This is a genomic window from Pseudomonas sp. NPDC089547 (genome assembly GCF_050280665.1).
GTDB lineage: Bacteria > Pseudomonadota > Gammaproteobacteria > Pseudomonadales > Pseudomonadaceae > Aquipseudomonas.
Genome location: NZ_JBNNVS010000008.1, coordinates 159,066 through 184,423 on the forward strand (window position 1 = coordinate 159,066; position 25,358 = coordinate 184,423).

The following is a 25,358-nucleotide window of genomic DNA, read 5'->3' on the forward strand; positions in this document are numbered from 1 at the left end:
TTTTTTCTTTATTCAAACGTTCAATTTAATTTCAGGCCTGCGTGGTCCCGTTGTAGGACATTGGTAATGCGCCGCAACATGGCATTTTTGACATCTGCCCCCCACTGCTTCAGAGTTCGCGCTTTTTTTCTGTCGTAATGAGGTAAGCCAACCATGAATGCAGTGATCGCCGCGGTCGGCATCATGCTGATACTCAGCCTGTCCCGCGTGCACGTGGTCATCGCCCTGATCATTGGCGCCCTGGTCGGTGGGCTGGTCGGAGGCCTGGGTATCGAAGGTACGCTCAAGGCCTTCAACGGCGGGCTGGGCGGTGGTGCTACGGTGGCCTTGTCCTATGCGCTGCTGGGTGCTTTTGCCGTGGCCATCGCCAAGTCCGGGCTGGCGCATGCGCTGGCTGACCGCGCCCTGGCCATGATCGATCGCCAAGGCCACGCCAACGGCGGCAAGGTGAAATGGCTGATGATCGGCCTGATGCTGACGGTGGCGGTGTCGTCACAGAACATCCTGCCCATTCATATCGCCTTCATTCCGCTGCTGGTGCCGCCGCTGCTGTACGTGCTGACACGGCTGCGCATCGACCGCCGGCTGATCGCCTGCGTGATCACGTTCGGGCTGATTACCCCGTACATGTTCCTGCCGGTAGGCTTTGGCAACATTTTCCTCAACGAAATCCTGCTGGCCAACGTGGCCCGTGCCGGTGTCGATGTGAGTGGTGTCAATGTCACCCACGCCATGGCCATCCCGGCTGCCGGCATGCTTGTCGGCCTGCTGCTGGCGGTGTTCATCAGCTACCGCAAGAAGCGCGACTACGACCTGGCGCGCATCGAGCAGGTGGAGCAGGTGAGCGTGCAGTACAACCCGCTGACACTGCTGGTGGCGGGGCTGGCCATTGCCGCGGCGTTCATCGTGCAACTGTTGCTCGACTCGATGATCATCGGTGCCATGGTCGGTTTCCTGATCTTCTCGCTGTCGGGCATCGTCAAGTGGAAGGACACCGACGACCTGTTCACCGAAGGCATGAAAATGATGGCCATGATCGGTTTCATCATGATTGCCGCCTCGGGCTTTGCCGATGTGATGAAGGCCACGGGTGAGGTGAAGAGCCTGGTAGAAACCTCGGCGCAGTGGATCGACCATAGCAAGGGCATCGGTGCCTTGCTGATGCTGCTGGTAGGCCTGCTGGTGACCATGGGCATCGGCTCGTCGTTCTCCACGGTGCCGATCCTGGCCGCGATCTTTGTGCCGCTGTGCGTGCAACTGGGCTTCGACCCGGTGGCCACCGTGTGCATCGTCGGTACTGCGGGTGCGTTGGGCGATGCAGGTTCACCGGCTTCGGACTCGACCCTGGGGCCGACCTCGGGACTGAACGTGGATGGCCAGCACCACCATATCTGGGACACCGTGGTGCCGACCTTCATCCACTACAACCTGCCGCTGCTGGCGTTCGGCTGGCTGGCAGCAATGACCTTGTAAAGCGGGGAGGGTGTCAGCCCTTGTCGGGCGGCGGCGAGATGCGGTTCAGCACGGTGCTGCCGTCCTTGCTGCGGGTCAGGTAGACCGGCAGCACCTTGGGCAGGTTGTTGACCAGGCGACCCACCTCGCGGGTGTTGTAGATGCCGCTGATACGGATGCGGCCGGTGCTGGCATCGGCCAGCAGCAGCGGTGCGTCGAGGTAGCGGTTGATCACCGGCAGCGCCTGTTCCAGGCTCAGGTTGTCGAGCACCAGCTTGCCGCTGCGCCAGGCCAGGCTGTTGCCATAGTCATCGCTCTGTTCCAGCTGTGGCTCAAAGTCGCCCTTGTGGTAGCTGGCCTGCATGCCTGGGCCCAGGCGGTAGCCGCCGGCACTGCCGTCACTGGTCACCAGCACCGAGCCCTCCACCAGGGTGACCTTGACCTGATCCTGGTACTTCCACACGTTGAATTGCGTACCGGTAACGCGGGTCTGACCACGGCCGGCATGCACGATGAACGGGTGGCTGCTGTCGTGCTGCACCTTGAAGAATGCCTCGCCACGCTTGAGGGTGACCTGGCGCTGGTCCTTGTAATTGAGGTAGGTCAGTTCGGTATTGAGGTTGAGTTGCACCGTGCTGCCGTCGCTCAACTCCACGGTCTGCATGCGGTCGCCGGCTTCGAAGTGCTGGTAGTGGTTGGGCAGCCAGCCTTGCTCCCAGCCCACCCAGCCGGCCAGCGGCAGTACCGCCAGGGCAATGGCGGCGGCGGATGCCAGCGGGCGCCAGTTGCGCGGGCGCGCAGGTAGGCGAGCGGGCGGGTTGAAGTCGACGACGGTGGCGTTACGCGGCAACAGGTCGGCGGTTTGCCAGATCTCCAGCATCGCCTGGTATTCCTCGGCATGCCGCGGGTCCGCCGCCAGCCAGCCAGCGAACGCCTCGCGCTCGGCCGCCGTGCAATCTTCGGCATGCAGGCGCATGCACCAATGCGCGGCGGCGTCGGTGATGGCATCGTCTGGGCTGGGGTTGAGGCGGTCTTGGTTCATTGCGGCTCCGGGTTTTGCGCATTCTACCCTTGCTAGAGGGCTCCCGAGAACCAACGTAATGGCGAATGACTATCAGTTGTGACGGTTTTTCGTCGGATTTGCAATGGTTTTTCAGCGTTTGAGAACTCTTCGCGAGCGCACTTACCCGCTGAGATCGTAGGGGGCTGCATTGCAGCCCATCGCCGGCAAGCCAGGCTCCCACAGGGATCTCACAGGCCTCATCATCATGAAATTTTGCATAGCTTGCTAATCAAAGCTTTGACATTCACTGCCTAAGCAGTAATATTTCTACACAATTGCCCGAGCAGTCCCCAATGGCCCATTTCTCTCCCGAAAACTTCCAGACCTGCGCCATCGGCATGCTGCTCGGTCGTGCGGCGATCCTGAAGGACCGCATTCTCGACTGGCACCTGGAATCAGAGGGTGTCACCGCCGCGCAGTTCAAGGTGCTGATCATCGTCACCCAGTACCAGGTGGACACCCCGGCCGAGCTGTGCCGCTACCTGGGCCTGGACAGCGGTTCGATGACCCGCATGCTCGACCGCCTCGAGCAAAAGGAGCTGATCGTGCGCAACCGCTGCGCCGACGACCGCCGCCTGGTGCGCCTGGCGCTTACCGCCGACGGCCAGCGTCTGGCCGACCGCCTGCCGGAAATTGGCGCCGCCGCCATGAACGAGTTGTGCGGCGTGCTGGCTCCCGAAGAGCTCAAGACCTTGGAAGGCCTGCTGGCCAAGGTCCTGCTCGGTGCCGGCGACCCGTTGACGATCCGCCGCTTTGGCGACCGTTGAACCCTGTCACGAATTATCCAAGGTATTGCCATGGCTACCCCCGCAGACACCCCGACTCCCTCCGCCACGCCCGAGCCGTCACGCAAGCGCAAGGCCTGGCTGCTAGGCCTGCTGTTGCTGCTGATTGTTGCCGGTGCGTGTACCTGGGCCTGGTACAGCCTGGTCGGGCGCTGGCACGAAAGCACTGACGATGCCTACGTCAATGGCAACGTGGTAGAGATCACCCCGCTGGTTACCGGCACGGTCACCAGTATTGGCGCCGATGACGGCGACCTGGTCCATGCCGGCCAGGTGTTGCTGCAATTCGACCCGGCCGACAGCGAGGTGGCCTTGCAGTCTGCCGAAGCCAAGCTGGCGCGCAGTGTGCGCCAGGTGCGTGGGTTGTACAGCAACGTCGACTCGCTCAAGGCCCAGCTGGAAACCCGCCAGGCCGAGCTGCGCAAGGCCCAGCAGGACTTCAACCGGCGCAAGGTGCTGGCCGACAGCGGTGCGATTGCTGCCGAAGAGCTGTCCCATGCCCGCGATGACCTGAGCGTGGCCCAGGCCGCCGTCAACAGCGCCCGCCAGCAACTCAGTACCAGCAGTGCGTTGGTCGACGACACCGTGGTGTCCTCGCACCCTGAGGTGATGGCCGCTGCGGCCGACCTGCGCCAGGCCTACCTCGACCACGCCCGCACCACCTTGGTGGCACCGGTGACCGGTTACGTTGCCAAACGTACCGTGCAACTGGGCCAGCGCTTGCAGCCGGGCACTGCGACCATGGCGGTGATCCCGCTGGACCAGGTATGGATCGACGCCAACTTCAAGGAAACCCAGCTGCGCGAGATGCGCATCGGCCAGCCGGTGCAGATCAGCGCCGACCTGTATGGCAGCGAGGTCAAGTACAGCGGTACAGTCGACAGCCTTGGCGCCGGCACCGGCAGCGCCTTTGCATTGCTGCCAGCACAAAACGCGACTGGCAACTGGATCAAGATCGTGCAACGGGTCCCGGTGCGTATCCACCTGAGCCCGGATCAGCTCAAGGACCACCCGCTGCGCATTGGCCTTTCCACCGTGGTTGAAGTGGACCTTCACGACCAGAGCGGCCCGGCGCTGGCCCAACAGCCCCCGCAACAGGCCAGCTACACCACGCAGGTGTACGACCGTCAGCTGGTCGAGGCCGATAACCTGATCGCCCGCTTGATCCACGAAAACAGCGCGCCCGGCAAGACGGCCCAGCGATGAGCAACAGTGCCGCAGCCCAGTTCACTCCGCCCAGCCTGCTGCTGACCACCATCGGCCTGTCGCTGGCGACATTCATGCAGGTGCTCGACACCACCATCGCCAACGTGGCGTTGCCGACCATTTCCGGCAACCTCGGCGTGAGTTACGAGCAGGGCACCTGGGTTATCACCTCGTTTGCAGTGAGCAACGCCATCGCCTTGCCGCTGACGGGCTGGCTAAGCCGGCGGTTTGGCGAAGTGAAACTGTTCATCTGGGCCACGCTGCTGTTCGTGCTGGCCTCGTTCCTGTGCGGTATTGCCCAGTCGATGCCTGAGCTGGTCGGGTTTCGCGTGTTGCAGGGCGTTGTAGCGGGGCCGCTATACCCCATGACGCAGACGTTGCTGATTGCTGTCTACCCGCCCGCCAAGCGAGGCATGGCCCTGGCGCTGTTGGCGATGGTCACGGTGGTGGCGCCGATCGCCGGGCCGATTCTTGGCGGCTGGATAACCGACAGCTACAGCTGGCCGTGGATCTTCTTCATCAACATACCCATCGGCCTGTTTGCCGCTGCCGTGGTGCGCCAGCAGATGCGCACGCGGCCAGTGGTCACCAGCCGCCAGCCAATGGACTACATTGGCCTGCTGACGCTGATTATCGGTGTTGGTGCGTTGCAGGTGGTGCTGGACAAAGGCAATGACCTGGACTGGTTCGAGTCGTCGTTCATCATCATCGGTAGCCTGATCTCGGTGGTGTTCCTGGCGGTGTTCGTCATCTGGGAACTGACCGACCGCCATCCGGTGGTGAACCTGCGCCTGTTCGTGCATCGCAACTTCCGCGTCGGCACCATTGTGCTGGTAGGGGGCTATGCCGGGTTCTTCGGCATCAACCTGATCCTGCCGCAGTGGTTGCAGACACAGATGGGTTACACCGCCACCTGGGCGGGCCTGGCGGTGGCGCCGATCGGCCTGTTGCCGGTAGTCATGTCGCCGTTCGTGGGCAAGTATGCGCACCGCTTCGACCTGCGTGTGCTGGCGGGGCTGGCGTTTCTGGCGATTGGCACCAGCTGCTACATGCGTGCGGGCTTCACCAGTGAGGTGGACTTCCAGCATGTGGCCCTGGTGCAGTTGTTCATGGGCATTGGCGTGGCGCTGTTCTTCATGCCGACCTTGAGCATCCTGCTGTCCGACCTGCCGCCGCATCAGATTGCCGATGGCTCGGGGCTGGCGACCTTCCTGCGTACCCTGGGCGGGAGTTTTGCAGCGTCGTTGACGACCTGGATCTGGATTCGCCGGGCGGACCAGCACCATGCTTACCTGAGCGAGAACATCAGCCAGTTCGACCCGGCAACGCGGCACACGCTTGAGCAGCTGGGCGGGGCCAACCCGCAAAGCTATGCGCAGCTTGAGCAGATACTCAACGGGCAGGCGTACATGATGTCGACGGTGGACTACTTCACCCTGATGACTTGGGTGTTTGCAGGCTTGATCCTGCTCGTGTGGTTCGCCAAACCGCCGTTTACCGCGAAGGCGGGGCCCGCGTCGGCGGGCCATTGAGCCAAACCGAGAGGCCAGACCACATGTGTTGCTCTTGCTCTTGCTCTTGCTTCGGCTTTTGCTTCTAAGCGCGCGATAGTCCAGGCGCCGCCGATTGCGACTTCAGGAGGCCGAGCGGAGGGCTTGCGGAGGGAGGTGACGGGCATGGATGCCCGTCAAGCGCTGAGGCCCCATGGATGGGGCCTGCAGCGCGTACTCCCGGGAGCAAGCCCGTAGCGAGGGAACCCCGGAGCGCAGCGTAGGGGCCGCATGATGGGAGCGGACGGTTTTTGGTTCCTTTTTGCCACGACAAAAAGGGACCCGCCGTAAGGGCGGAAAGGTGATTGAGCGCCACCCTCGGCAATGAATATCTCCGCGATGTGAATGCCCACACCCAAAACCAAAACCAAAACCCAAAACCCAAAACCCAGGAAGTGTCTGTGCTGACCGTGGTCATTCCCCTGCACAGATAATTCGCCTATTGTCGGCTCTCCCTCCCAAATGCGATAGACAAAGCCATGGACAAAGTCATCGTCATCACCGGCGGCAGCCGTGGCATCGGCGCTGCCACGGCGTTGCTGGCCGCCCGCCAGGGCTACCGCATCTGCATCAACTACCACGCCGACGAGCAGGCCGCCGAAGACATCCTCGGCCAGGTCCGCGCCCTGGGCGCCGAAGCCATTGCCGTGCGCGCCGACGCCAGCGTCGAAGATGAAATCATCCAGCTGTTCCAGCACGTCGACGAAGCACTCGGCCCGGTTACCGCACTGGTCAACAACGCCGGCACCATCGGCCAGCAGAGCCGGGTCGAGGACATGTCCGAGTTCCGCCTGCTCAAGGTCATGAAGACCAACGTCGTGGGCCCCATGCTCTGCGCCAAGCACGCCCTGCTGCGCATGGCCCGTCGGCATGGCGGGCAGGGCGGCGCCATCGTCAACGTGTCTTCGGTAGCGGCACGCCTGGGCTCACCCAACGAATATGTCGACTATGCCGCCTCCAAAGGTGCACTCGATACCTTCACCATCGGCCTGGCCAAGGAAGTGGCAGGAGAAGGCGTGCGGGTCAATGGCGTAAGGCCGGGTTACATCCACACCGGTTTTCATGCGCTATCCGGCGACCCCGACCGGGTCAGCAAGCTGGAGCCCGGCTTGCCCATGGGCCGCGGCGGGCGCCCCGACGAAGTGGCGCAGGCCATTCTCTGGCTGCTGTCGGACAACGCGTCCTACTCCACCGGTAGCTTCATCGACCTGGGCGGTGGGCGCTGAACGCGCCCGTCACGCCTCAAGCAGGGTGCGTACCCACTCGGCCAACACCTCCAGTTCGAACGGCTTGGTCAGCACCATGGTGCCTTGCAGCAGTTGGCCGTCATTGAGTGCCGCGCTTTCGTCGTAACCGGTAATGAACAGCACCTTGAGGTCGGGGTAGCGCTCGCGGCAACGCTCGGCTACCTGGCGACCATTCAGCCCGCCGGGCAGGCCGATATCGCTTAACAGCAGGTCTGGCCGGTCACTGTTTTGCAGGTAGGCCAGGGCTGAGGGGCCGTCCTCGAACGCATCGACCAGGTAACCCAGCTCCTCCAGCACTTCGCAAACCACCAGGCGCAACGCCGTCTGGTCCTCGATCAGGAGGATGCGCTGCGTCGCCGTACCGCTTCTTTCCTGCAACATGCGCTGTGGCTTGGGGTCAGGTGCCTTGGGTTGCTCGTAGTGGCGGGGGAGCAGCAACTCGATGCGCGTGCCTTCACCCAGCGTGGACAGGACGCGCAGTTGGCCGCCCGACTGGCGGACGAAACCGTAGGTCATCGACAAACCCAGGCCGGTGCCCTGGCCCATGGGTTTGGTGGTGAAGAACGGGTCGACGGCACGCTCGGCCACCTCTGCCGACATGCCATTGCCGTTGTCGGAGATGCTCAGGCGCACGTACTCGCCGGCTGGCAGTTCCAGCGCCTGAGCCTGTACCCCGTCTAGCAGCAGGTTGTCGCCGATGATCTCGATCACCCCGCCTGCCGGCATGGCATCGCGGGCGTTGATGCACAGGTTGAGCAGCGCACTTTCAAGCTGCGGCGGGTCGATGAAGGTCGGCCATAGCTGGCTGGGGAACTGGCTGCCCAGGGTAATGGCCGGGCCTATGGTACGGCGTAGCAGCTCTTCCATGCCGGCCACCAGCGTGGCCACCTGCGTGGAGCAAGGTTGCAAGGTTTGCTGGCGAGAGAACGCCAGCAGCCTGTGTACCAGTGAGGATGCACGTTGCGCCGAGCCGCTGGACAGCTCCAGCAGGGGTTCCAGGGTGTCGAAACGAGACTGGTCCAGGCGTTGGCGCATCAGCTCCTGAGCGCCCAGAATACCGCCCAGCAGGTTGTTGAAGTCGTGGGCGATGCCGCCACTGAGCTGGCCCACCGCTTCCATTTTCTGGGCCTGGCGCAGGGCCTCTTCGGCTTTGGCCAGGCGGTCTTGCTCCTGCACCCGCTCGCTGATGTCATAAGCGAACAGGAAGGCGCCTTGTATTTCCCCTTCATGGTCGCGCAAGGCATTGAAGCGCAGTTCATAGTGGCGTTGCCCGGGCCCCTTGCCGAAGGTGCCGATCTCGACGAACTGCTCGCCTGCCAGGGCACGCTGCCACATGGCCACGCTCAGCGCCTGGACTTCGGGCTCATGACCGATCAGCGCTGGCAAGTAATCACCGATTTCAGGCGTATGCCCGAACAGCAGTTGAAAGTCATGCTTGGCCTGGCGATTGATGGCCAGCCAGCGCATGTCCTTGTCGATCACATGCACATTCACCATGCTATGGTCGACCAGTTCGGCAAACAGCCGGCGCTCTGCCAGTGCGGCGCTCACCCGCTGTTCAAGCTCTTCGTTCAGGCGCTGCAGGGCCTGCTCTGCCTGCCGGCGTTCGGTAACGTCCTTGAACAGCACGGCTACCTGGCGTTTTTCGGCAGGTTCTACGCGAAACGTGGTAACGGACAGCACATGGCCGGTGGCAACCAGTTCCTGCTCGAAGTGCAGCGGCTCTCCCGTGCGCAACACCGCGCCATAACGAGCCACCCAGTCATCGGCTTCATCGGGCACCATTTCGCGCAGCTTCTGCCCGACCACGTTGGGGATGCCGGCATGCTTGGCGTAGGCTGCGTTGGCCAGCACATGCACATAGTCACTCAACGGGCCGTGTGGGCCGTCGAAGAATTCGATGATGCAAAAGCCCTCGTCCATGGTGTCGAACAGCGAACGATAAAAGTTCTGGTCGTGGGCCTGATGGCCGGCAAGCTGTGATTGCAATTGCGCGTTCTGCCGCTGAAGGGCTTCGACTTGTTGGCGCAGTGAAAGCAGGTCGCGGGAGGGCATGCCGACGTCCGACAAAAGGGGAGACACAGACTTTATCGCGTTCGCCTTCAAGCGAATAGCCGCCCGCCGGGCCATCAGCCATCAGAACGAACGAATGATCCGCCCGAGGGTGTCCATGGCCCGTTCGGCGCCGTCATGCCAGGGGCTGCCATAGTTCAGGCGGATGCAATTGCCGAAGCGCCGGGTAGGCGAGAAGATCGGCCCGGGGGCGATGCTGATGCCCTGGGCCAGGGCCATGTGGAACAACTTCAGCGCGTCCATCTGCTCGGGCAGCTCCAGCCACAGGAAGTAGCCACCCGACGGCTGGCTGACCTGGGTGTGTGCAGGGAAGTAGCGGGTGATGGCCGCCAGCATGTTGGCCTGTTGGCCTTCAAGTGCATAGCGCAGCTTGCGCAGGTGGCGGTCGTAACCACCATGCTGCAGGTAGTCGGCGATGGCTGCCTGGGCTGGCATCGAGGCGCACAGCGAGGTCATCAGCTTGAGCCGCTCGATTTTCTGCGCAAAGCGCCCGGCCGCCACCCAGCCGATGCGGTAACCGGGCGCAAGGCTTTTGGCGAACGAACCGCAATGCATCACCAGGCCTTGCGTGTCGAAGGCCTTGGCGGGTTTGGGTGCCTGTTGCGCGTAATACAACTCGGCGTATACATCGTCCTCGATCAACGGCACCTGGTGACGCGTCAGCAGCTCCACCAGCGCCTGCTTCTTCGCCTCCGGCATGCTCGCGCCAACCGGGTTCTGGAAGTTGGTCATGCACCAGACGGCTTTCACCGGATGCTTTTCCAGCGTTTGTGCCAGTACCCCGAGGTCCATGCCTTCGCGCGGGTGCACCGGGATTTCCACCGCCTTGAGCTTGAGACGCTCCAGTACTTGCAGGCAGGCGTAGAAGGCAGGGGCTTCGATGGCCACCAGATCGCCTGGCTGGGTCACCGCCTGCAGGCACAGGTTCAGGGCTTCCAGTGCACCGTTGGTGATCAGCAACTCCTCCATCGGCAGCATCAGCCCACCGACCATGTAGCGCAGGGCAATTTGCCGGCGCAGCTGCGGGTTGCCGGGCGACAGGTCGGTCACCACCATGCGCGGGTCCATGCTGCGGCTGGCGCTGGCCAGCGAGCGCGACAGGCGCTGTAGCGGGAACAGCTCGGGGCTGGGGAACGCTGAGCCGAACGGGATGGTGTTGGGGTCCTTGATCGAGTCGAGGATCGAGAACACCAGTGCGCTGACGTCCACGTCAGTGGATTCGCTGACGGGCTGCAACGCCTGGGGCTCGCTGAACTGGCGCGGGGCGTGGGCGTTGACGAAATAACCCGAGCGCGGCCGGGCGCGGATCAGCCCGCGTCGCTCCAGCAGGTAATAGGCCTGGAACACGGTGGACGGGCTGACCCCGTGGGTCTGGCTGGCATAGCGCACCGAAGGCACGCGCTGGCCGGGGCCCAGTACCCCGGAGCGGATCAGTTCGGCAATGTCGTCGGCGAAGCGTTCGTAGCGTTTCATTCTGGCCTTCTGTCGAAGCCTGGCAGGCAAGGTGGAGTCAGTGTAAGGGATCAGCGGTTCATCGGTGCGACGAAGCGGCTTTGGGCAACGCTGCGGATGGCGGGGTCGTCGTGCTCGCGAATTTCGAAGCTCAGCGCTTGCGAGCTGCTGGCCGGGCGTTCGGCCAGCATCGCGACCGACACCGGCAGTTCGCTCATTTCGCCAGCGGGGATCACCAGGGTGGTGTTGCCCTGCAAGGTGAAACCTTCTGCGTCCAGCAGGCGCAGTTCGTAGTGCTGGGTACGCTCGGTCTTGTTGATGACCTTGAGCAGGTAGATGTTCTCGATCTGGCCCTGGGCATTCTCGCGGAACAGGCCGCGGTCCTTGATGACGTCCAGCGATACCATCGGGCGCAGTTGCAAGGCCACCACCAGCCCACCGATCATCACCACCAGCGCGACCGCGTAGCCGATCAGGCGTGGGCGCAGCCAGTGGGTAGTACCGCCCTGCAAGCTGTGCTCGGACTTGTAGCCAATCAGGCCGCGGGCGTAGCCCATCTTGTCCATCACCCCGTCGCAGGCGTCGATGCACGCTGCGCAGCCGATGCAGGCCATTTGCAGGCCATCGCGGATATCGATGCCAGTGGGGCATACCTGCACACACAGCGTGCAGTCGATGCAGTCGCCGAGGCCTTGGGCTTGTACGTCACTGCCTTTCTTGCGCGGGCCGCGGGCCTCACCGCGGCGCGGGTCGTAGGCAACCGCCAGGGTGTCCTTGTCGAACATCACGCTCTGGAAGCGCGCATACGGGCACATGTGCAGGCACACCGCTTCACGCAGCAGGCCGGCATTGATGTAGGTGGCGGCAGTGAAGAACAGCACCCAGAACAGCGCCACGCCGCCCAGTTGCAGGGTGAACAGTTCCGCGGCCAGCGGGCGGATGGGCGTGAAGTAGCCAACGAAGGTGAGGGCAGTGGCGACACCGATGGCCAGCCACAGGCTGTGCTTCAGGGCGCGACGCGCCAGTTTGTTCAGGCTCCAGGGGGCGGCGGCCAGCTTGATACGCTGGTTGCGATCACCCTCGGTAACCTTTTCGCACCACATGTACAGCCAGGTCCAGGTGCTCTGCGGGCAACTGTAGCCACACCACACGCGGCCAGCGTACACGGTGATGGCGAACAGGCCGAAGGCGCAGATGATCAGTAGCGCCGACAGCAGGATGAAGTCTTGCGGCCAGAAGGTGGCAGCAAAGATATGGAATTTGCTGTTGGCCAAATCCCACAGCACTGCCTGGCGGCCGTTCCAGTTCAGCCAGGCCGTGCCGAAGAACAGCACGAACAGGGCGCCGGCAAAGCCGATGCGCAGGCTGCGGTACAGCCCGGTGAAGCTGCGGGTGTGGATGCCGCTGTCGGTGCGTCGCGGTTGAGAACTGGCTGGGGCGGTGGCGATCTCTGTGAAAGGGATTCTATTGTTCATGGCTAGGTGCTCATCAGGCCTCTATCAGGCATGAGCACTATGGCCCTGAGGCTGTTATCAGCACAGGCTCAGGTTTCGCGATAAAAACCGTATCAGATTGTTCGCCTCACCCCGCCAGCCCTTAGATTACCGAGCCTGGCACGCTAGCCTTCAGATGCCTGCGGCTATCCACCGCACCCGCCACGGTCAGCGCATCGGCCTCGGCTTCGGTGATGGGCACGCGTTGGCCCGCGAGCAAGGCCACCGACATGCGCAGCTGTTCGTCGGTGATGATTTCAATATCAGGGCCATCACCCTCGATGCGCGAGTCTTCACCGATCAGCGTACAGCGGCGAGTGGTTTCATCGATTTCAACCGGCATGGCGTTGTCCTCCTGTAGGTTACAGGGTGGACCGCAGTACAAGGCAGATTGCTGCATCAGCAGGCTGAACGGAGGGGAAGGGGGAGACAGGAAGCACTAAGGGGAGCCGAAGCTCCCCCCAAAGCGTTGTTGCTTGCTCTTTTTTATTATTGAGACGGGCTTTTTGTTGTTTTTGTAAGCCTGCCTTGGTGTTGCGGGCGACCCCCATGCGGGGTCAAGAGCAAACGTATTTTTTTGAGCGCTGACCTGCCTTCATCATTGCTGATCCGAACCTGGCTGCTGCTACCTTGAGGTAGTTTTATTGTTCTGTGCCAGACCGCGGGGGCGTACCCCTGAAAAGCGTGTCGACTCCAAAAAGATCTGCTTGCTGCGCCTCTGCCGTGTTGTTCTTGTTATGTCAGAGCCGTTACATGTTGTTTTTATTGGGTGTCACGTTGTTTTTTTTGTTCTTGTACCAAAGATATAGCAGGGTGCGTGCCAACTTTTGAAAATCATTTTAAATCAAGCACTTAGCCTGTGAAGTCAAAATGGCCAGGCCTGAAATTCTGTCGATTTGTTTCCCTGTTACCCGATTTTTTGCTGTGAAACGTGGGGGGCGGTAACACTCCGCCCACACCTTTGTGACACTCGTGTGACTCACTGCGCGCTACGCGCTCGTGCTACCCGCGACCCGTTGCCGCGGCCCAGCACGCTGCTGATCCGCTGGCCAGCGGCAATCAGTCGGTCCAGGTCGATGCCGGTGTGAATCCCCAGCCCCTGTAGCAGGTACACCACGTCCTCGGTGGCGATGTTGCCCGTCGCGCCTTTGGCGTAGGGGCAGCCACCCAGCCCGGCTACCGAGCTGTCGAACACGCTGATGCCTTCGAGCAGGCTGGCATAGACGTTGGCCAGGGCCTGGCCATAGGTGTCGTGGAAGTGCCCCGCCAGCTGTTCGCGCGGTACCTGGGCCGAAACCACCTCGAACAGGCGGCGGGTATCGCCGGCCGTGCCGGTGCCGATGGTGTCACCCAGCGACACCTCATAGCAGCCCATGTCGTGCAGGGCGCGGGCCACCGGTGCTACCTGCTCGGCGCTGACCTTGCCTTCGTAGGGGCAGCCGAGCACGCATGACACGTAGCCGCGCACACGTACACCGTGGTTACGGGCCGCCTCCATGATCGGTTCGAAGCGCGTAAGGCTGTCGCTGATCGAGCAGTTGATATTGCGCTGCGAGAAGGCTTCGCTGGCGGCCGCGAATACCGCCACTTCCTTTACCCCCGCCGCCAGGGCGTCCTCGAAACCGCGCAGGTTGGGGGCCAGTGCTGCGTAGGTAACGCCAGGACGCTGCCGGATACCGGCAAACACCTCGGCGGAGCCGGCCATTTGCGGCACCCACTTGGGCGAGACAAAACTGCCCACTTCGATATAGGCCAGGCCCGCCTCGGTAAGGTCGTCCACCAGGCGCACCTTGTCGGCGACGCTGATGGGCTGGGCTTCGTTCTGCAAACCGTCGCGGGGGCCGACTTCGACCAGGCGGACTTCTTTGGGCAAGGACATGGCGGGTTTCCTGTGGCGTTCAGCGGTTGTCTTTGTTGTTCAGGGTGGCGGCCAGGGCTTGTTCGCAGCGCTCCTGGGCGGTGTCCAGTTCCAGTTGCATCTGGTGGATGTCGAGCATCTGCTGCTCCAGTTGGGCGCGCCGTTCGGCGATTTTTGCCAGCATGCTGTTGAGCTGTTTGAGGTTGCCGCTGGTGGGGTCGTACAGTTCGATCAGTTCACGGCACTCCGCCAGCGAAAAGCCGATGCGCTTGCCGCGCAGGATGAGCTTCAGGCTGACCTTGTCGCGCGCCGAGTAGATACGCTCCAGGCCACGGCGTTCGGGGCTCAGCAAGCCTTGCTCTTCATAGAAGCGGATGGCCCGGGTGGTGATGTCCAGCTCGCGGGACAGGTCGGAGATGCTGTAGGTCTGGGTGCTCATGCTGGGGCTCGGCGTGGGGTATGCCGGTATCCTGAGGGCAGGTTTACGTATACGTCAAGCAGGCTGTCGATGTGTGCCGCTTGTGCGTGCCTCTTCGCGGGCACGCCCGCTCCCACATGAAGTTTGCGCAGTACCTGTGGGAGCGGGCTTGCCCGCGAAGAGGCCGGCACAGGCCACGGCAGTCATTCAGCCAAACCCGACCTGCGATACCCATTGGGCGTCTGCCCACTCAAGCGCTTGAACCACCGTGCAAAATAGGTCGGGTCCGTAAACCCCAAACTGTCCGACAACTGCCCGATGCTCATCCGCGTGTAGGTCAGGTTACGCCGGGCCTCTAGCAACAACCGCTGATGCACCACCTGCAATGCGGTCTGCCCGCTCAAGGCCCGGCACAGCTGGTTCAGCTGCAAGCTCGGCACATTCAGCCGAGCGGCAAAATCCTCCACCGAAAGGTGCTCACGGTAATGCGCCTCGACCAGGCGCAGGTACTGCCCCAGCAACTGCCTGTCACGTTCATCCCGGTTACGCGGCGCTTGGCCCAGTTGCTGGCGACGGCTGATCCATACCATCAACGCAGTCACCAATGCCTCTAGCAGCGTCGCCCGCGCCGGCGCACTGCCTTGGTACTCCTGCTGCAAAGTGCCGATCAGGCTGCGCAGGTGCACGCGATCACGGCCCAGCGGGTAACACGCCGGTTTTGCCAGCACCGTCAGCGGCGCGCCCAGGCGCTGCTCCAGGTTCGCCACCAGCGCCGTGCCGAAGGTCAGCACATACCCCTGGATATCGGCGCTGAAGCGAAAGCCGTGCACGGTCATCGGCGGCACCACCTGGATCGCTGCCTCGCCGATGGCACTGCGCACGCCCTCGATCTCCACCTGGGCCTGGCCGCGCTGTACGTAGAGCAACTGGAACAACTCGGCATGCTGGTGCGGCTTGATCTCCCAGTGGTGCAGGCGGCTGCGCGCCGGGATCGACTCGCAGTGCAGCAGGTCGGTGCCGGGCCAGGCCTGGTTTTCGCCATACAGCTTGAACAACGGGACGCCGGGGAGGGTGGATTTCATGCAGGTTCGCCTGTCCGTTAATCGAACGTTTTTTGTAAAAGTGCAGATTTCCCATGGGATAGCACACTTATCTGGCGGTTTCTGCCAGTAAAAATGCAAGGGCAAACCCTAACAGCAGATGCCGCCCCACTGCCAGTCCAGGGCCGGCATCGTCCGAACAGAGACAACAACAATGAAAACTCAGGTTGCAATTATTGGTGCAGGTCCGTCTGGCCTGCTGCTGGGTCAGCTGCTGCACAAGGCCGGCATCGACAACATCATTGTCGAGCGCCAGACGCCCGAGTACGTACTGGGCCGCATCCGCGCCGGGGTGCTGGAGCAAGGCACGGTCGACCTGCTGCGCGAAGCCGGTGTAGCCGAGCGCATGGACCGTGAAGGCCTGGTGCACGAAGGGGTCGAGCTGCTGGTTGGCGGGCGCCGTCAGCGCCTGGACCTCAAGGCCCTGACCGGCGGCAAGACGGTGATGGTGTACGGTCAGACCGAGGTCACCCGTGACCTGATGCAGGCCCGTGAAGCCAGCGGGGCGCCGATCATTTATTCAGCCAGCAATGTCCAGCCGCATGAACTGAAAGGCGAGAAGCCTTACCTCACCTTCGAAAAAGATGGCCGCGTGCACCGGGTGGACTGCGACCATATCGCCGGCTGTGACGGCTTCCACGGTGTTTCGCGGCAAAGCATTCCCGAGGGTGTGCTCAAACAGTACGAACGGGTTTACCCATTTGGCTGGCTGGGCCTGCTTTCGGACACACCGCCAGTCAATCACGAGCTGATCTATGCGCATCACGAGCGCGGTTTTGCGTTGTGCAGCCAACGCTCGCAAACACGCAGCCGTTACTACGTGCAGGTCCCCTTGCAGGACCGGGTCGAGGATTGGTCTGACGAGCGTTTCTGGGACGAACTCAAAGCCCGTTTGCCTGCTGATGTCGCGGCTGACCTGGTCACCGGCCCTGCTTTGGAAAAAAGCATCGCCCCGCTGCGCAGCCTGGTGGTCGAGCCCATGCAGTATGGTCACCTGTTCCTGGTCGGCGACGCCGCGCATATTGTCCCGCCTACCGGCGCCAAAGGCCTGAACCTGGCAGCCTCGGACGTAAACTACCTCTACCGCATTCTGGTCAAGGTGTACCGCGAAGGGCGCACCGACCTGCTGCAGCAGTACTCGCCGCTGGCCCTGCGCCGGGTATGGAAGGGCGAACGCTTCAGTTGGTTCATGACCCAACTGCTGCATGACTTCGGCAGCCACAAGGATGCCTGGGACCAGAAGATGCAGGAGGCCGACCGCGAGTACTTCCTGAACTCGCCGGCGGGGTTGGTGAACATTGCCGAGAACTATGTGGGCTTGCCGTACGAAGAAGTGGCCTGATCTGCCATTGCGAAAACTGGGTTATCTCGCAACTCCTGTAGGAGCGGCCTTGTGTCGCGAAAGGGCCGCAAAGCGGCCCCGGCAATCCTGTGGCAATGCGAAGATCCTGGGGGCGCTGCGCACCCCTTTCGCGACACAAGGCCGCTCCTACAGGGGCTTATCCGGCACCAGATCAGCGGGTCAGCAGCGACTCGATCTCCCGATACCCCCGCTGGCGCGCATGCTCCAGCGCGGTAACCCCGTCCTTGTCGGCAATCTGCCGATCCGCCCCCGCCGCCAGTAGCCGCCGCACAATCTCTACATGCCGCGGCCCACCATCGCCGAGGATCACCGCCTCCATAAGCGCAGTCCAGTGCAGCCGGTTCAGGTGGTTCACGTCGACCCCGGCATCGATCAGCAGCTGCACGGTCTCGACATGCCCGCGCTCGGCCGCCGGGATCAGCGCCGTTCCCCCGTAGCGGTTGGTGCTCTTGAGGTCGGCGCCGTGGCTCAGGGCCAGCCGCAGGATGTCGTTCAGGCCCCGGGCGCCGGCATACAGATAAGGGCTGTCATCAATATTGTCCTTGGCGTTCACGTCAGCCCCGGCCTCGATCAGCGCTTGCGCCGCTGCAACCTGGTTGCCATGGGTGGCCACCAGCAGGGCCGTGCGCCCTTGCCCGTCACGGCTTTCCAGTCGGGCACCCTGTATTAGCAACTGTTGCAGGGTGCGCACGTCGCCCTGGCGGGCGGCGTTGTGCAGGCGGTTGTCCATGGTGGTGTTCCCGGCGTGGGCGGCAAGGCTGGTGAACAGGGCGAGCAGCATGGCGGCGAAGGGTATACGCATGGGTGGGCTCCTGAGTGTCATGCCTGCATCGTAGAAAAATCACACCAAGTCTTGAAGTTAACTTTGCGCATGACCGACAGTGGTCTGCTGAATACACAAGGCAGGAAGCAAAACGATGAAATTCTCCACACCGCTGATGAGCGCGCTGTGCCTGGCGATCGCGAGTGGGTGGGCATGTGCCGAGCAGGTGTTGCCCGCGCCACCCGAGCTGGCCTCCGGCTACCGCACTGGCCTGCAGCCGGTGCACGCCACCCGGCATATGGCGGCCGCAGCCAACCCGCTGGCCACCGAAGCGGGGCGAGCGATGCTGCGTGCTGGTGGCAGCGCCATCGACGCGGCGATCGCCATGCAAATGGTGTTGACCCTGGTCGAGCCGCAATCCAGCGGCATAGGTGGTGGGGCGTTCATCCTTTACTGGGACGGCAAGCGCGTGCAGGCCTTCGACGGCCGCGAGGCTGCCCCGGCGGGGGTAACGGACAAGCTGTTCTTGCAGGTCGATGGTTCACCGATGCCGTTCCGGTCAGCTCAGATCGGCGGGCGTTCAGTGGGTGTGCCCGGGGTGCTGCGCGCGCTGGAACTGGCCCACGAGCAGCATGGCAAGCTGCCTTGGCAGCAACTCTTTGCCCCGGCCATTGCGTTGGCACGAAACGGTTTCCCGGTTTCCGAACGCCTTCACACCCTGGTGGCCGGCGACCCGTACATCGCCCGTTCACCGGCCATGGCCCGCTACTTCCTGGACGAACAGGGCAAGCCGCTGCCGGTGGGCGCGACGTTGCGCAACCCCGAACTTGCGCAAACGTTCGAGCAAATTGCCGCGCACGGTCCTCAAGCCTTCTACACCGGCGAAATCGCCACGGCCATCGTGGCCAAGGTGCGCGGCCATGCCAATGCCGGTTACCTGTCGTTGCAGGACTTGCAGCAGTATCAAGCCAAAGAGCGTGAGCCAGTGTGCGGCCCTTACAAGGCGTGGCGCATCTGCGGCATGCCGCCGCCCTCGTCGGGTGGGGTGACGGTGATGCAGACCCTCGGCATCCTCGAAGCGGTGCAGCGCATCACGCCACAACGCGACCTGGCGACGCTGCGGCCACTCGCCAGCACCTCTGCAGCGGGCCTCGAGGCATCGCCACTGGCCGTGCACCTGATCGCCGAGGCCGAGCGCCTGGCCTATGCCGACCGGGCACAGTACCTTGCCGACAGTGATTACGTGCCGGTCCCGGTCAAGGCCCTGACCGACGCCGCCTACCTGGCCAGCCGAGCAGCACAGATCGGCGAGTACAGCATGAAGCGCGCTCGCCCAGGGCAGCCGAAAGGCGCTGACCTGGCCCTGGCGCCCGACCGCTCGCCACTGCGCATTTCCACCTCACACCTCAGCGCAGTGGATGACAGCGGCCAGGCACTGGCCATGACCACCTCGGTGGAGGCCGCGTTCGGTTCGCACTTGATGGTCAAGGGGTTCCTGCTCAACAACCATCTCACCGACTTCTCGTTCATCCCGCAGGAAAAAGACAAGCTCGTGGCCAACCGGGTGCAGCCGGGCAAGCGGCCGTTGTCGGCGATGGCGCCCACCCTGGTATTTTCGCGTGGCTCCGGCGAGTTGGTGGCCAGCCTCGGTTCGCCAGGCGGCTCGCAGATTATCGGTTATGTGAACAAGGCGCTGGTCGGCCTGCTGGATTGGCAACTCGACCCGCAGCAGGCCGCCGGCCTGCCCAACTTCGGCAGCCGCAATGCCGGTACCGAGGTTGAAGCGGGGCTAACCAGCCCGGCGCTGATTCGCCAACTGGCGGCCTGGGGGCACGAGGTCACACCGATGACCATGACCAGCGGCCTGCAGATCATCCAGCGCAGTGGCGAGGGCTGGTCGGGTGGTGCCGATCCGCGGCGTGAAGGTGTGGCCCTTGGCGACTAGGCGTGATAGAACGCAGTGTTGCCATTCAGCAGTTGAATACCAAGATGACTATCAGCGCGAAATCGAATAGATCCCTGTTCGACCTCGACCTGCTACGCGCCATTGTGGTGGTGGCCGATTGCGGCAGCTTCACCACGGCGGCTGCCCGCCTGCACTCGACCCAATCAACCATCAGCCAGAAGGTGCGCCGCCTTGAAGACATGGTTGGCCATCGCCTGCTGGTGCGTGGCAACCGCGACGTGCTGCCGACCGATGCCGGGCAGACGCTGCTTGGCTATGCCCGCCACATGCTGGCGCTGAACGACCAGATGCTCGAAGCCCTGGCCGGGGCGATGGTGGGCACCACCGTACGCCTTGGTGTGCCCGAGGACTTTGTGGGCGGGCGTACCACCAATGCGCTGTCGGCGTTCAGCCGCCTGCACCCGCAGGTGAAGCTGGAAGTGACCAGCGGCCTGTGCCGCGACCTTAGCCAGGCTTATGACAATGGCGAGCTTGACCTGGTGTTGCTCAAGCAGCGGCGCAATACCCGCGAGGGCGTGGCCTGCTGGCCCGAGCGGTTGCAGTGGATCGACAGTGCGCGCACGCCTGCCTTCGAACTGGAGCCGATTCCGCTGGTGACGTTTCCGCCGCGTGGCCTGTACCGCGAAGACATGATCAACGCCATCGAAGGCATGGGCCGACGCTGGCGCATCAGCTTTACCAGTTCCAGCCTCAGTGGCATTCAGGCGGCAGTCGCCGATGGCATGGGCATCAGCCTGTTGCCGCCAAGGGCGGCAACGGGGGAGCACCGGGTGTTGGGCGCGGGGCAAGGGCTGCCGGAGGTCGACAGCTATGAAATCGTCATCGTCCATCGGCAGGCGGCAGATGTGATGATCAAGGCGTTGGCTGAGGTAATGACACAGTTGCTTGCGATCGGGGGGATATAGCGTGCTATGACGGCATGGCACGGGCTTTGTAGGAGCGGCCTTGCGTCGCGATCGGGCTGCGGAGCAGCCCCAGAATCTCAGCTTCGGCGCATGGAATGCCGGGGCCGCTTTGCGGCCCGATCGCGACGCAAGGCCGCTCCTACATCGAACGCGTCAGAGGTCAGGCCGCAGCCGCCCGAGGCGACAGGTGAATCCCCGCAATCATGCAGCGCACCGAGCCGCCGGCCATCTCGATAGTCGGCACATCCAGCGGCACCAGCCGGGCCGAGCGCTCGATGCGCTGACGCTGCTCGCCGGTCAGGCTGTCGAAAGCCTTGCGTGACAGCGCCAAAATACGCCCGTCACGCCCGGACAACTCGATGGCGTTACCGGCAAACTGGCCGATCTGCTGGTTGCTCAGGTCAATCACATCGCGGCCCGACTCGATCAGGCGCATTCGTACCTCTTCAGCACGCGCCTTGTTGGTGAAGGTGTCAAAACCCACCAGCGCGAACTCGGTCGCCACGCACATCAGCACATTGGTGTGGTAGATCGGCGTGCCTTGTTCGTCGGCCGTGTCGAACACCATCGGCTCGAAGTTGAAATGCGTGCTGAAGCGCTCAAGGGCGATGGGGTCGGCGCGGTTGGATCGTGCCGTGTAGGCCACCCGTGACAGGTGGTCGAACACCATGGCGCCGGTGCCTTCAAGGAACAGTTCGTCCTGTTCCAGCCCGGAATAGTCGATCACATCCTGCACCCGGTATTCCTGCTTGAGCATCTCGATCACGTCCGCACGCCGCTCGCGGCGGCGGTTGCGCGAGTACATCGAGTAGATCGCGATGTGCCCCCCGGGGTGGGTGGAGAACCAGTTGTTAGGGAATACCGAGTCGGGGGTGTTGTGCTCGCCGAAGTCGTCGAACAGGTGCACGCGCACACCTTCGGCCTCCAGCGTGCCGACGGCCTGGGTGACTTCATCGCGCGCCACGTTGGCCAGGGCCTGCGCTGCGATGTCGGGGCTGTTGCGCTGGAACGAGTTGTCTGCTGCGGTTTCCGGGTTGGGGGTGAAGGCATGTGGCCTGACCATGACCACTGCCGCCGGGGCTTGTATTGAACGCGTTGGGAATGCCATGTGCAAATACCGGGTTGGGAGCAGGGTTAGGCAACGCGTCGGATGCGGCTTTTGGCAGCGCGGCCACGGGTGTGGCTGAACAAGTCTTTCGGGTCGTCTTCCACCCAGGGCACCAGGTCGATCTTGCAACCCAAGCCTCGCTGCTCGGCTTGCTGTAGTACGTAACGTAGTACGGTGTAGTCTTCCAGGGCGAAACCTACCGAATCGAACACGGTGACCTGGCTGTCGCGCTGGCGGCCTTCGGTTTCACCACGCAGTACGCGCCACAGGTCGACCACCGGGAAATCCGCCGGCAGTTGCTGGATATCACCTTCAATGCGGGTTTGTGGCTCGTACTCGACGAACACCCGGGCGTTGCGCAGCACATCGGCATGCAGTTCGGTCTTGCCCGGGCAGTCGCCGCCCACGGCATTCAGGTGCATGCCGGGCTCCAGCATGTCGGGTGTGATGATGGTGGCGTAGGCCTTGTCGGCGGTCACGGTGGTAATGATGTCCACGCCCTTCACCGCTTCGGCAACAGAGCCGGCACGGCGGATGGTGAGGCCGTTGTATTCCTTGAGGTTGGCGATCAGCTTGGCGGTGGCCAACGGATCGGTGTCGTAGGCAACGATTTCTTCAATGCCCAGGTGTTTGTGGAAGGCCAGTGCCTGGAATTCGCTTTGCGCGCCATTGCCGATCAGTGCCATCTTGCGCGAGTTGGGCCGGGCCAGCGCCTGGGCTGCCATCAGCGAGGTGGCAGCAGTGCGCAGGGCAGTGGCGATGGTCAGTTCGGACAGCAGCACCGGGTAGCCGGTGTCGACATCGGCCAGCACGCCGAAGGCCATCACGGTGTGCAGGTCGCGAGCGGTGTTGGCGGGGTGGCCGTTGACGTATTTGAAGGCATAGCGGCTGTTGTCGGCAACCGGCATCAGTTCGATCACGCCCACTTGCGAATGGCTGGCAACCCGCGCGGATTTATCAAACTCCTGCCAGCGTTTGAAGTCTTCGCGAAGGGCTGCGGCCAACTCGCCAATGAATGGCGCTACGCCAATGTCATGTACCAAGTCCGACATGGTTGGAACATCAATGAAATACGTCATGCGCTTGCACCTTGTTATTGCGCTGTCACCCCGGCCATTGCAGGATGCACGCTTAAGATTGTTGAAGTGGCGTTGAACATTTTGATGAAAGGTTGCGTCAATCGGAAGAATGCAGGTTGCCAGTTTCATCAACTTTCTAGACAATCTGCCACCCCAAAGTAGCAATCTGGTTAATTGGCAGGCTTTATGGACACTATCGATCGGGAACTGATTGCGCTGTTGCGGGACAATGCACGGACCCCTGTGATGACCCTGGCGAAGAAGCTGAAGGTGGCCCGGGCGACCGTGCAAAACCGCATTACCCGGCTGGAAGAGCAGGGCGTGATCATTGGCTACACGGTACGCCTGCGCTCCGATGCACTGGAGCAGGGCGTGCGGGCAATCACCAGCATCGGCATCAGCGGCCACCACGCCGCAGAGGTCAAGCACGCGCTGCGCGGGCACCCCAACGTGGTGGCCATCCACACTACCAATGGCCGCTGGGACCTGATGGCAGAGTTGCGCGCCGACACCCTGGAAGCGTTCGACCGGGCGCTGAACACCATTCGCTCCATCCCGCACATCGAAAATACCGAGACCAGCATCCTGCTCTCGACCTACAAGATGTGACCGCCGGGTCAGGCCTTTTGACAGGCGCATTGCGCAAACTGTCACCCGCGCTTTTCACACTGCACAAAATAGCGTGGGTGGTGTGCATTCTGTAGCGTTCCGCTTGACCGCAGCCACTGGCAGAATGAAACGGCTTTCGCGGGGCGGTTTCAGGCGCACTAACCGCAGGTGCGTTCAAGAATAAGAAAGTCCGCTGCGAAGTTGCATCGGGTATTAGTTTCAATCTTTGTTGTTTTCTGCGCTTACATCATTTCAATGGCAAGCAGCCTGCACTTTGGTACCAACTTGTTGGTGCGGTGCGGGGCGTGGATGTTTTACAAAAAAAGAATAAGAGGTCGACTATGCAGCAAACGTGCAACGCGCAAAGCACTGCGCCGGAAGAGGGCCGAGTGCTCAAACGACGGCTGGAAAACCGGCACATTCAGCTCATTTCAATCAGCGGTGCCATTGGCACCGGGTTGTTCATGGGCTCGGGCAAGATCATTGCGCTGTCTGGCACCTCGATCATCCTGGTGTACGCCATCATCGGTTTTTTTGTGTTCTGCATCATGCGGGCCATGGGCGAAATGTTGCTGGCGAATCTGCAGATGGAGTCGTTCGCCGACCTGGTGCACAACTACCTGGGGCCACGGGCCGGTTTCATCCTCAGTTGGTCGTACTGGCTCAGTTGGGTGGTGGCTGCAGTGGGTGATGTGGTGGTCGTGGCGGGGTTCGTGCAGTACTGGTACCCGGAGGTACCCACCTGGCTACCGGCATTCGCTACCATGTTCCTGCTACTGGGGCTGAACATGCTGGCGGTGAAGGCTTTTGGTGAAGTGGAGTTCTGGTTCGGCCTGATCAAGATCGTGGCCATTGTATTGCTGGTAGTGGCAGGCCTGGTCATGATCGCCACGTCCTACACTTCACCCGCCGGAGTAACCGCCTCATTCAGCCACCTGGTGGCGCCGGGCGTGGTCATGCCGCATGGCATCCTGGGCTTTCTCGCCGGCTTCCAGATCGCGATTTTCTCCTTTGTCGGCACCGAACTGATCGGCACCGCGGCGGCAGAGGCGAAAGACCCGGAAAAGACCTTGCCCAAGGCCATCAACACCATCCCGGTGCGTATCCTGCTGTTCTACATCTGTTCGCTGGTCTGCATCATCAGCGTCATTTCCTGGGCCAACGTGCCGGCCAATCGCAGCCCTTTTGTCGAGCTGTTCCTGCTGGGTGGGTTGCCCGCTGCCGCTGGCATCATCAAATTCGTGGTACTGACCTCTGCGGCCTCTTCGGCCAATAGCGGCGTGTACTCAGGCTCGCGCATGCTCTACGGCCTGTCGCACCAGCAGCAAGCGCCCGTGGCATTCGGGCGGTTGTCCGGCTCGGGCACCCCAGTGCGTGCGCTAGTGTTTTCGGGGGTGTGCATGGCAATTGCGCTGACGCTGCTGTTCGTGATCCCGGAAGTGATGACCGTATTCACCTTGGTGTCGACCATTTCTGCGGTGATGATCATCGTTACCTGGTCGCTGATCTTGCTGTCCTACTTCGCTTACCGCCGACAGAATCCGCAGGCGCATGAGCAGTCGAAGTTCAAGCTGCCAGGTGGCAGGATCACCGCCGGGCTGTCGCAGCTGTTCCTGGTCTTCGTGCTGTGCCTGCTGGCGCTGGAGCCGGACACCCGCACCGCACTGTACGTGATGCCGCTGTGGTACGCGGGCCTGTTGCTGGCCTATCGGCGCCGGGCCAAGGCCTGTGCCCGGCCGCAGACAGCTACTGCTGTCTGAGTCCGGTACTGGCCATGGTTGTAGGAGCGGCCTTGTGTCGCGATCGGGCTGCGCAGCAGCCCCAGCAATTTGTGCTTATGCGCTGAAACCCTGGGGCTGCGCAGCAGC

General features: G+C 62.6%; 21 protein-coding genes. 10 read left to right on the forward strand and 11 right to left on the reverse strand.

Annotation, left to right across the window (positions count from 1 at the left end):
• Positions 1–153 precede the first annotated feature (153 nt).
• The gene (locus tag ACQKPZ_RS08395) at positions 154–1,473 is read left to right on the forward strand and encodes a Na+/H+ antiporter family protein (protein WP_391133877.1); all 1,320 of its coding nucleotides are present in this window, start codon (positions 154–156) and stop codon (positions 1,471–1,473) included.
• 13 nt (positions 1,474–1,486) lie between these two features.
• On the opposite strand, the gene ACQKPZ_RS08400 is transcribed toward ACQKPZ_RS08395, so the two are convergent.
• Positions 1,487–2,494: a FecR family protein gene (locus ACQKPZ_RS08400; RefSeq protein ID WP_427536871.1), complete on the reverse strand. Its 1,008-nt coding sequence runs from the start codon at positions 2,492–2,494 to the stop codon at positions 1,487–1,489.
• Between the two features lie 314 nt (positions 2,495–2,808).
• Between ACQKPZ_RS08400 and ACQKPZ_RS08405 the strand changes: the two genes are divergently transcribed.
• From ACQKPZ_RS08405 to ACQKPZ_RS08420, 4 genes are all read left to right on the forward strand, one after another.
• A complete protein-coding gene (locus tag ACQKPZ_RS08405; protein ID WP_012272018.1) occupies positions 2,809–3,282 on the forward strand; it encodes a MarR family winged helix-turn-helix transcriptional regulator in 474 nt (157 codons plus the stop codon).
• A gap of 30 nt (positions 3,283–3,312) precedes the next feature.
• On the forward strand, positions 3,313–4,506 hold the full coding sequence (locus ACQKPZ_RS08410) for an HlyD family efflux transporter periplasmic adaptor subunit (RefSeq protein WP_427536873.1): 1,194 nt from the start codon (positions 3,313–3,315) through the stop codon (positions 4,504–4,506).
• Positions 4,503–6,038 (forward strand): DHA2 family efflux MFS transporter permease subunit, encoded by a 1,536-nt coding sequence (locus tag ACQKPZ_RS08415; RefSeq protein WP_427536875.1) that lies wholly within the window; start codon positions 4,503–4,505, stop codon positions 6,036–6,038. The genes ACQKPZ_RS08410 and ACQKPZ_RS08415 overlap by 4 nt, the downstream gene beginning before the upstream one ends.
• 497 nt (positions 6,039–6,535) lie before the next feature.
• Positions 6,536–7,282 (forward strand): SDR family oxidoreductase, encoded by a 747-nt coding sequence (locus ACQKPZ_RS08420; protein WP_427536877.1) that lies wholly within the window; start codon positions 6,536–6,538, stop codon positions 7,280–7,282.
• A gap of 9 nt (positions 7,283–7,291) precedes the next feature.
• Here the strand turns inward: ACQKPZ_RS08420 and ACQKPZ_RS08425 are convergent, their stop codons facing one another.
• The 7 genes from ACQKPZ_RS08425 to ACQKPZ_RS08455 all read right to left on the reverse strand — a co-directional run bounded on the left by ACQKPZ_RS08425 (position 7,292) and on the right by ACQKPZ_RS08455 (position 15,679).
• Positions 7,292–9,358 carry a PAS domain-containing protein gene (locus tag ACQKPZ_RS08425; protein ID WP_427536879.1) on the reverse strand — a complete coding sequence of 689 codons (2,067 nt, stop codon included), beginning with the start codon at positions 9,356–9,358 and terminating at the stop codon, positions 7,292–7,294.
• An 81-nt stretch (positions 9,359–9,439) separates the two neighbouring features.
• A complete protein-coding gene (gene mapR / locus ACQKPZ_RS08430) occupies positions 9,440–10,849 on the reverse strand; it encodes a GntR family transcriptional regulator MpaR (protein ID WP_427536881.1) in 1,410 nt (469 codons plus the stop codon).
• Positions 10,850–10,899: 50 nt separating this feature from the next.
• Positions 10,900–12,303, reverse strand: a complete 1,404-nt coding sequence (gene ccoG / locus ACQKPZ_RS08435; protein WP_427536883.1) for a cytochrome c oxidase accessory protein CcoG — start codon at positions 12,301–12,303, stop codon at positions 10,900–10,902.
• Between the two features lie 121 nt (positions 12,304–12,424).
• Positions 12,425–12,664, reverse strand: a complete 240-nt coding sequence (locus ACQKPZ_RS08440; protein ID WP_427536885.1) for a DUF3203 family protein — start codon at positions 12,662–12,664, stop codon at positions 12,425–12,427.
• A 636-nt stretch (positions 12,665–13,300) separates the two neighbouring features.
• On the reverse strand, positions 13,301–14,200 hold the full coding sequence (locus ACQKPZ_RS08445; protein ID WP_427536887.1) for a hydroxymethylglutaryl-CoA lyase: 900 nt from the start codon (positions 14,198–14,200) through the stop codon (positions 13,301–13,303).
• 19 nt (positions 14,201–14,219) lie between these two features.
• Positions 14,220–14,618 carry a MerR family transcriptional regulator gene (locus tag ACQKPZ_RS08450; RefSeq protein WP_019099730.1) on the reverse strand — a complete coding sequence of 133 codons (399 nt, stop codon included), beginning with the start codon at positions 14,616–14,618 and terminating at the stop codon, positions 14,220–14,222.
• A 182-nt stretch (positions 14,619–14,800) separates the two neighbouring features.
• Positions 14,801–15,679, reverse strand: coding sequence for a helix-turn-helix domain-containing protein (locus ACQKPZ_RS08455; RefSeq protein WP_427536889.1), 879 nt, complete (start codon positions 15,677–15,679; stop codon positions 14,801–14,803).
• Between the two features lie 172 nt (positions 15,680–15,851).
• Here ACQKPZ_RS08455 and pobA point away from each other — a divergent pair, with 172 nt between their 5' ends.
• On the forward strand, positions 15,852–17,039 hold the full coding sequence (pobA, locus tag ACQKPZ_RS08460) for a 4-hydroxybenzoate 3-monooxygenase (RefSeq protein ID WP_427536891.1): 1,188 nt from the start codon (positions 15,852–15,854) through the stop codon (positions 17,037–17,039).
• Positions 17,040–17,211: 172 nt separating this feature from the next.
• Here pobA and ACQKPZ_RS08465 read toward each other — a convergent pair whose 3' ends face one another.
• On the reverse strand, positions 17,212–17,862 hold the full coding sequence (locus ACQKPZ_RS08465; RefSeq protein ID WP_427536893.1) for an ankyrin repeat domain-containing protein: 651 nt from the start codon (positions 17,860–17,862) through the stop codon (positions 17,212–17,214).
• 115 nt (positions 17,863–17,977) lie between these two features.
• Between ACQKPZ_RS08465 and ggt the strand changes: the two genes are divergently transcribed.
• Both ggt and ACQKPZ_RS08475 read left to right on the forward strand, forming a co-directional pair.
• Entirely contained in the window at positions 17,978–19,768 is a 1,791-nt protein-coding gene (ggt, locus tag ACQKPZ_RS08470; protein ID WP_427536895.1) for a gamma-glutamyltransferase, read from the forward strand.
• 44 nt (positions 19,769–19,812) lie between these two features.
• Positions 19,813–20,694: a LysR substrate-binding domain-containing protein gene (locus ACQKPZ_RS08475; protein ID WP_427536897.1), complete on the forward strand. Its 882-nt coding sequence runs from the start codon at positions 19,813–19,815 to the stop codon at positions 20,692–20,694.
• 160 nt (positions 20,695–20,854) lie between these two features.
• Here ACQKPZ_RS08475 and ctlX read toward each other — a convergent pair whose 3' ends face one another.
• A complete protein-coding gene (gene ctlX, locus ACQKPZ_RS08480; protein WP_427536899.1) occupies positions 20,855–21,802 on the reverse strand; it encodes a citrulline utilization hydrolase CtlX in 948 nt (315 codons plus the stop codon).
• A 26-nt stretch (positions 21,803–21,828) separates the two neighbouring features.
• A complete protein-coding gene (locus ACQKPZ_RS08485; protein ID WP_427536901.1) occupies positions 21,829–22,881 on the reverse strand; it encodes an ornithine cyclodeaminase in 1,053 nt (350 codons plus the stop codon).
• A 186-nt stretch (positions 22,882–23,067) separates the two neighbouring features.
• On the opposite strand from ACQKPZ_RS08485, the gene ACQKPZ_RS08490 reads away from it, so the two are divergent.
• Together ACQKPZ_RS08490 and ACQKPZ_RS08495 are read left to right on the forward strand one after the other, a co-directional pair.
• The gene (locus ACQKPZ_RS08490; protein ID WP_427536903.1) at positions 23,068–23,490 is read left to right on the forward strand and encodes an Lrp/AsnC family transcriptional regulator; all 423 of its coding nucleotides are present in this window, start codon (positions 23,068–23,070) and stop codon (positions 23,488–23,490) included.
• Between the two features lie 341 nt (positions 23,491–23,831).
• Positions 23,832–25,250 (forward strand): amino acid permease, encoded by a 1,419-nt coding sequence (locus ACQKPZ_RS08495; protein ID WP_427536905.1) that lies wholly within the window; start codon positions 23,832–23,834, stop codon positions 25,248–25,250.
• The last annotated feature ends 108 nt before the right edge of the window (positions 25,251–25,358 follow it).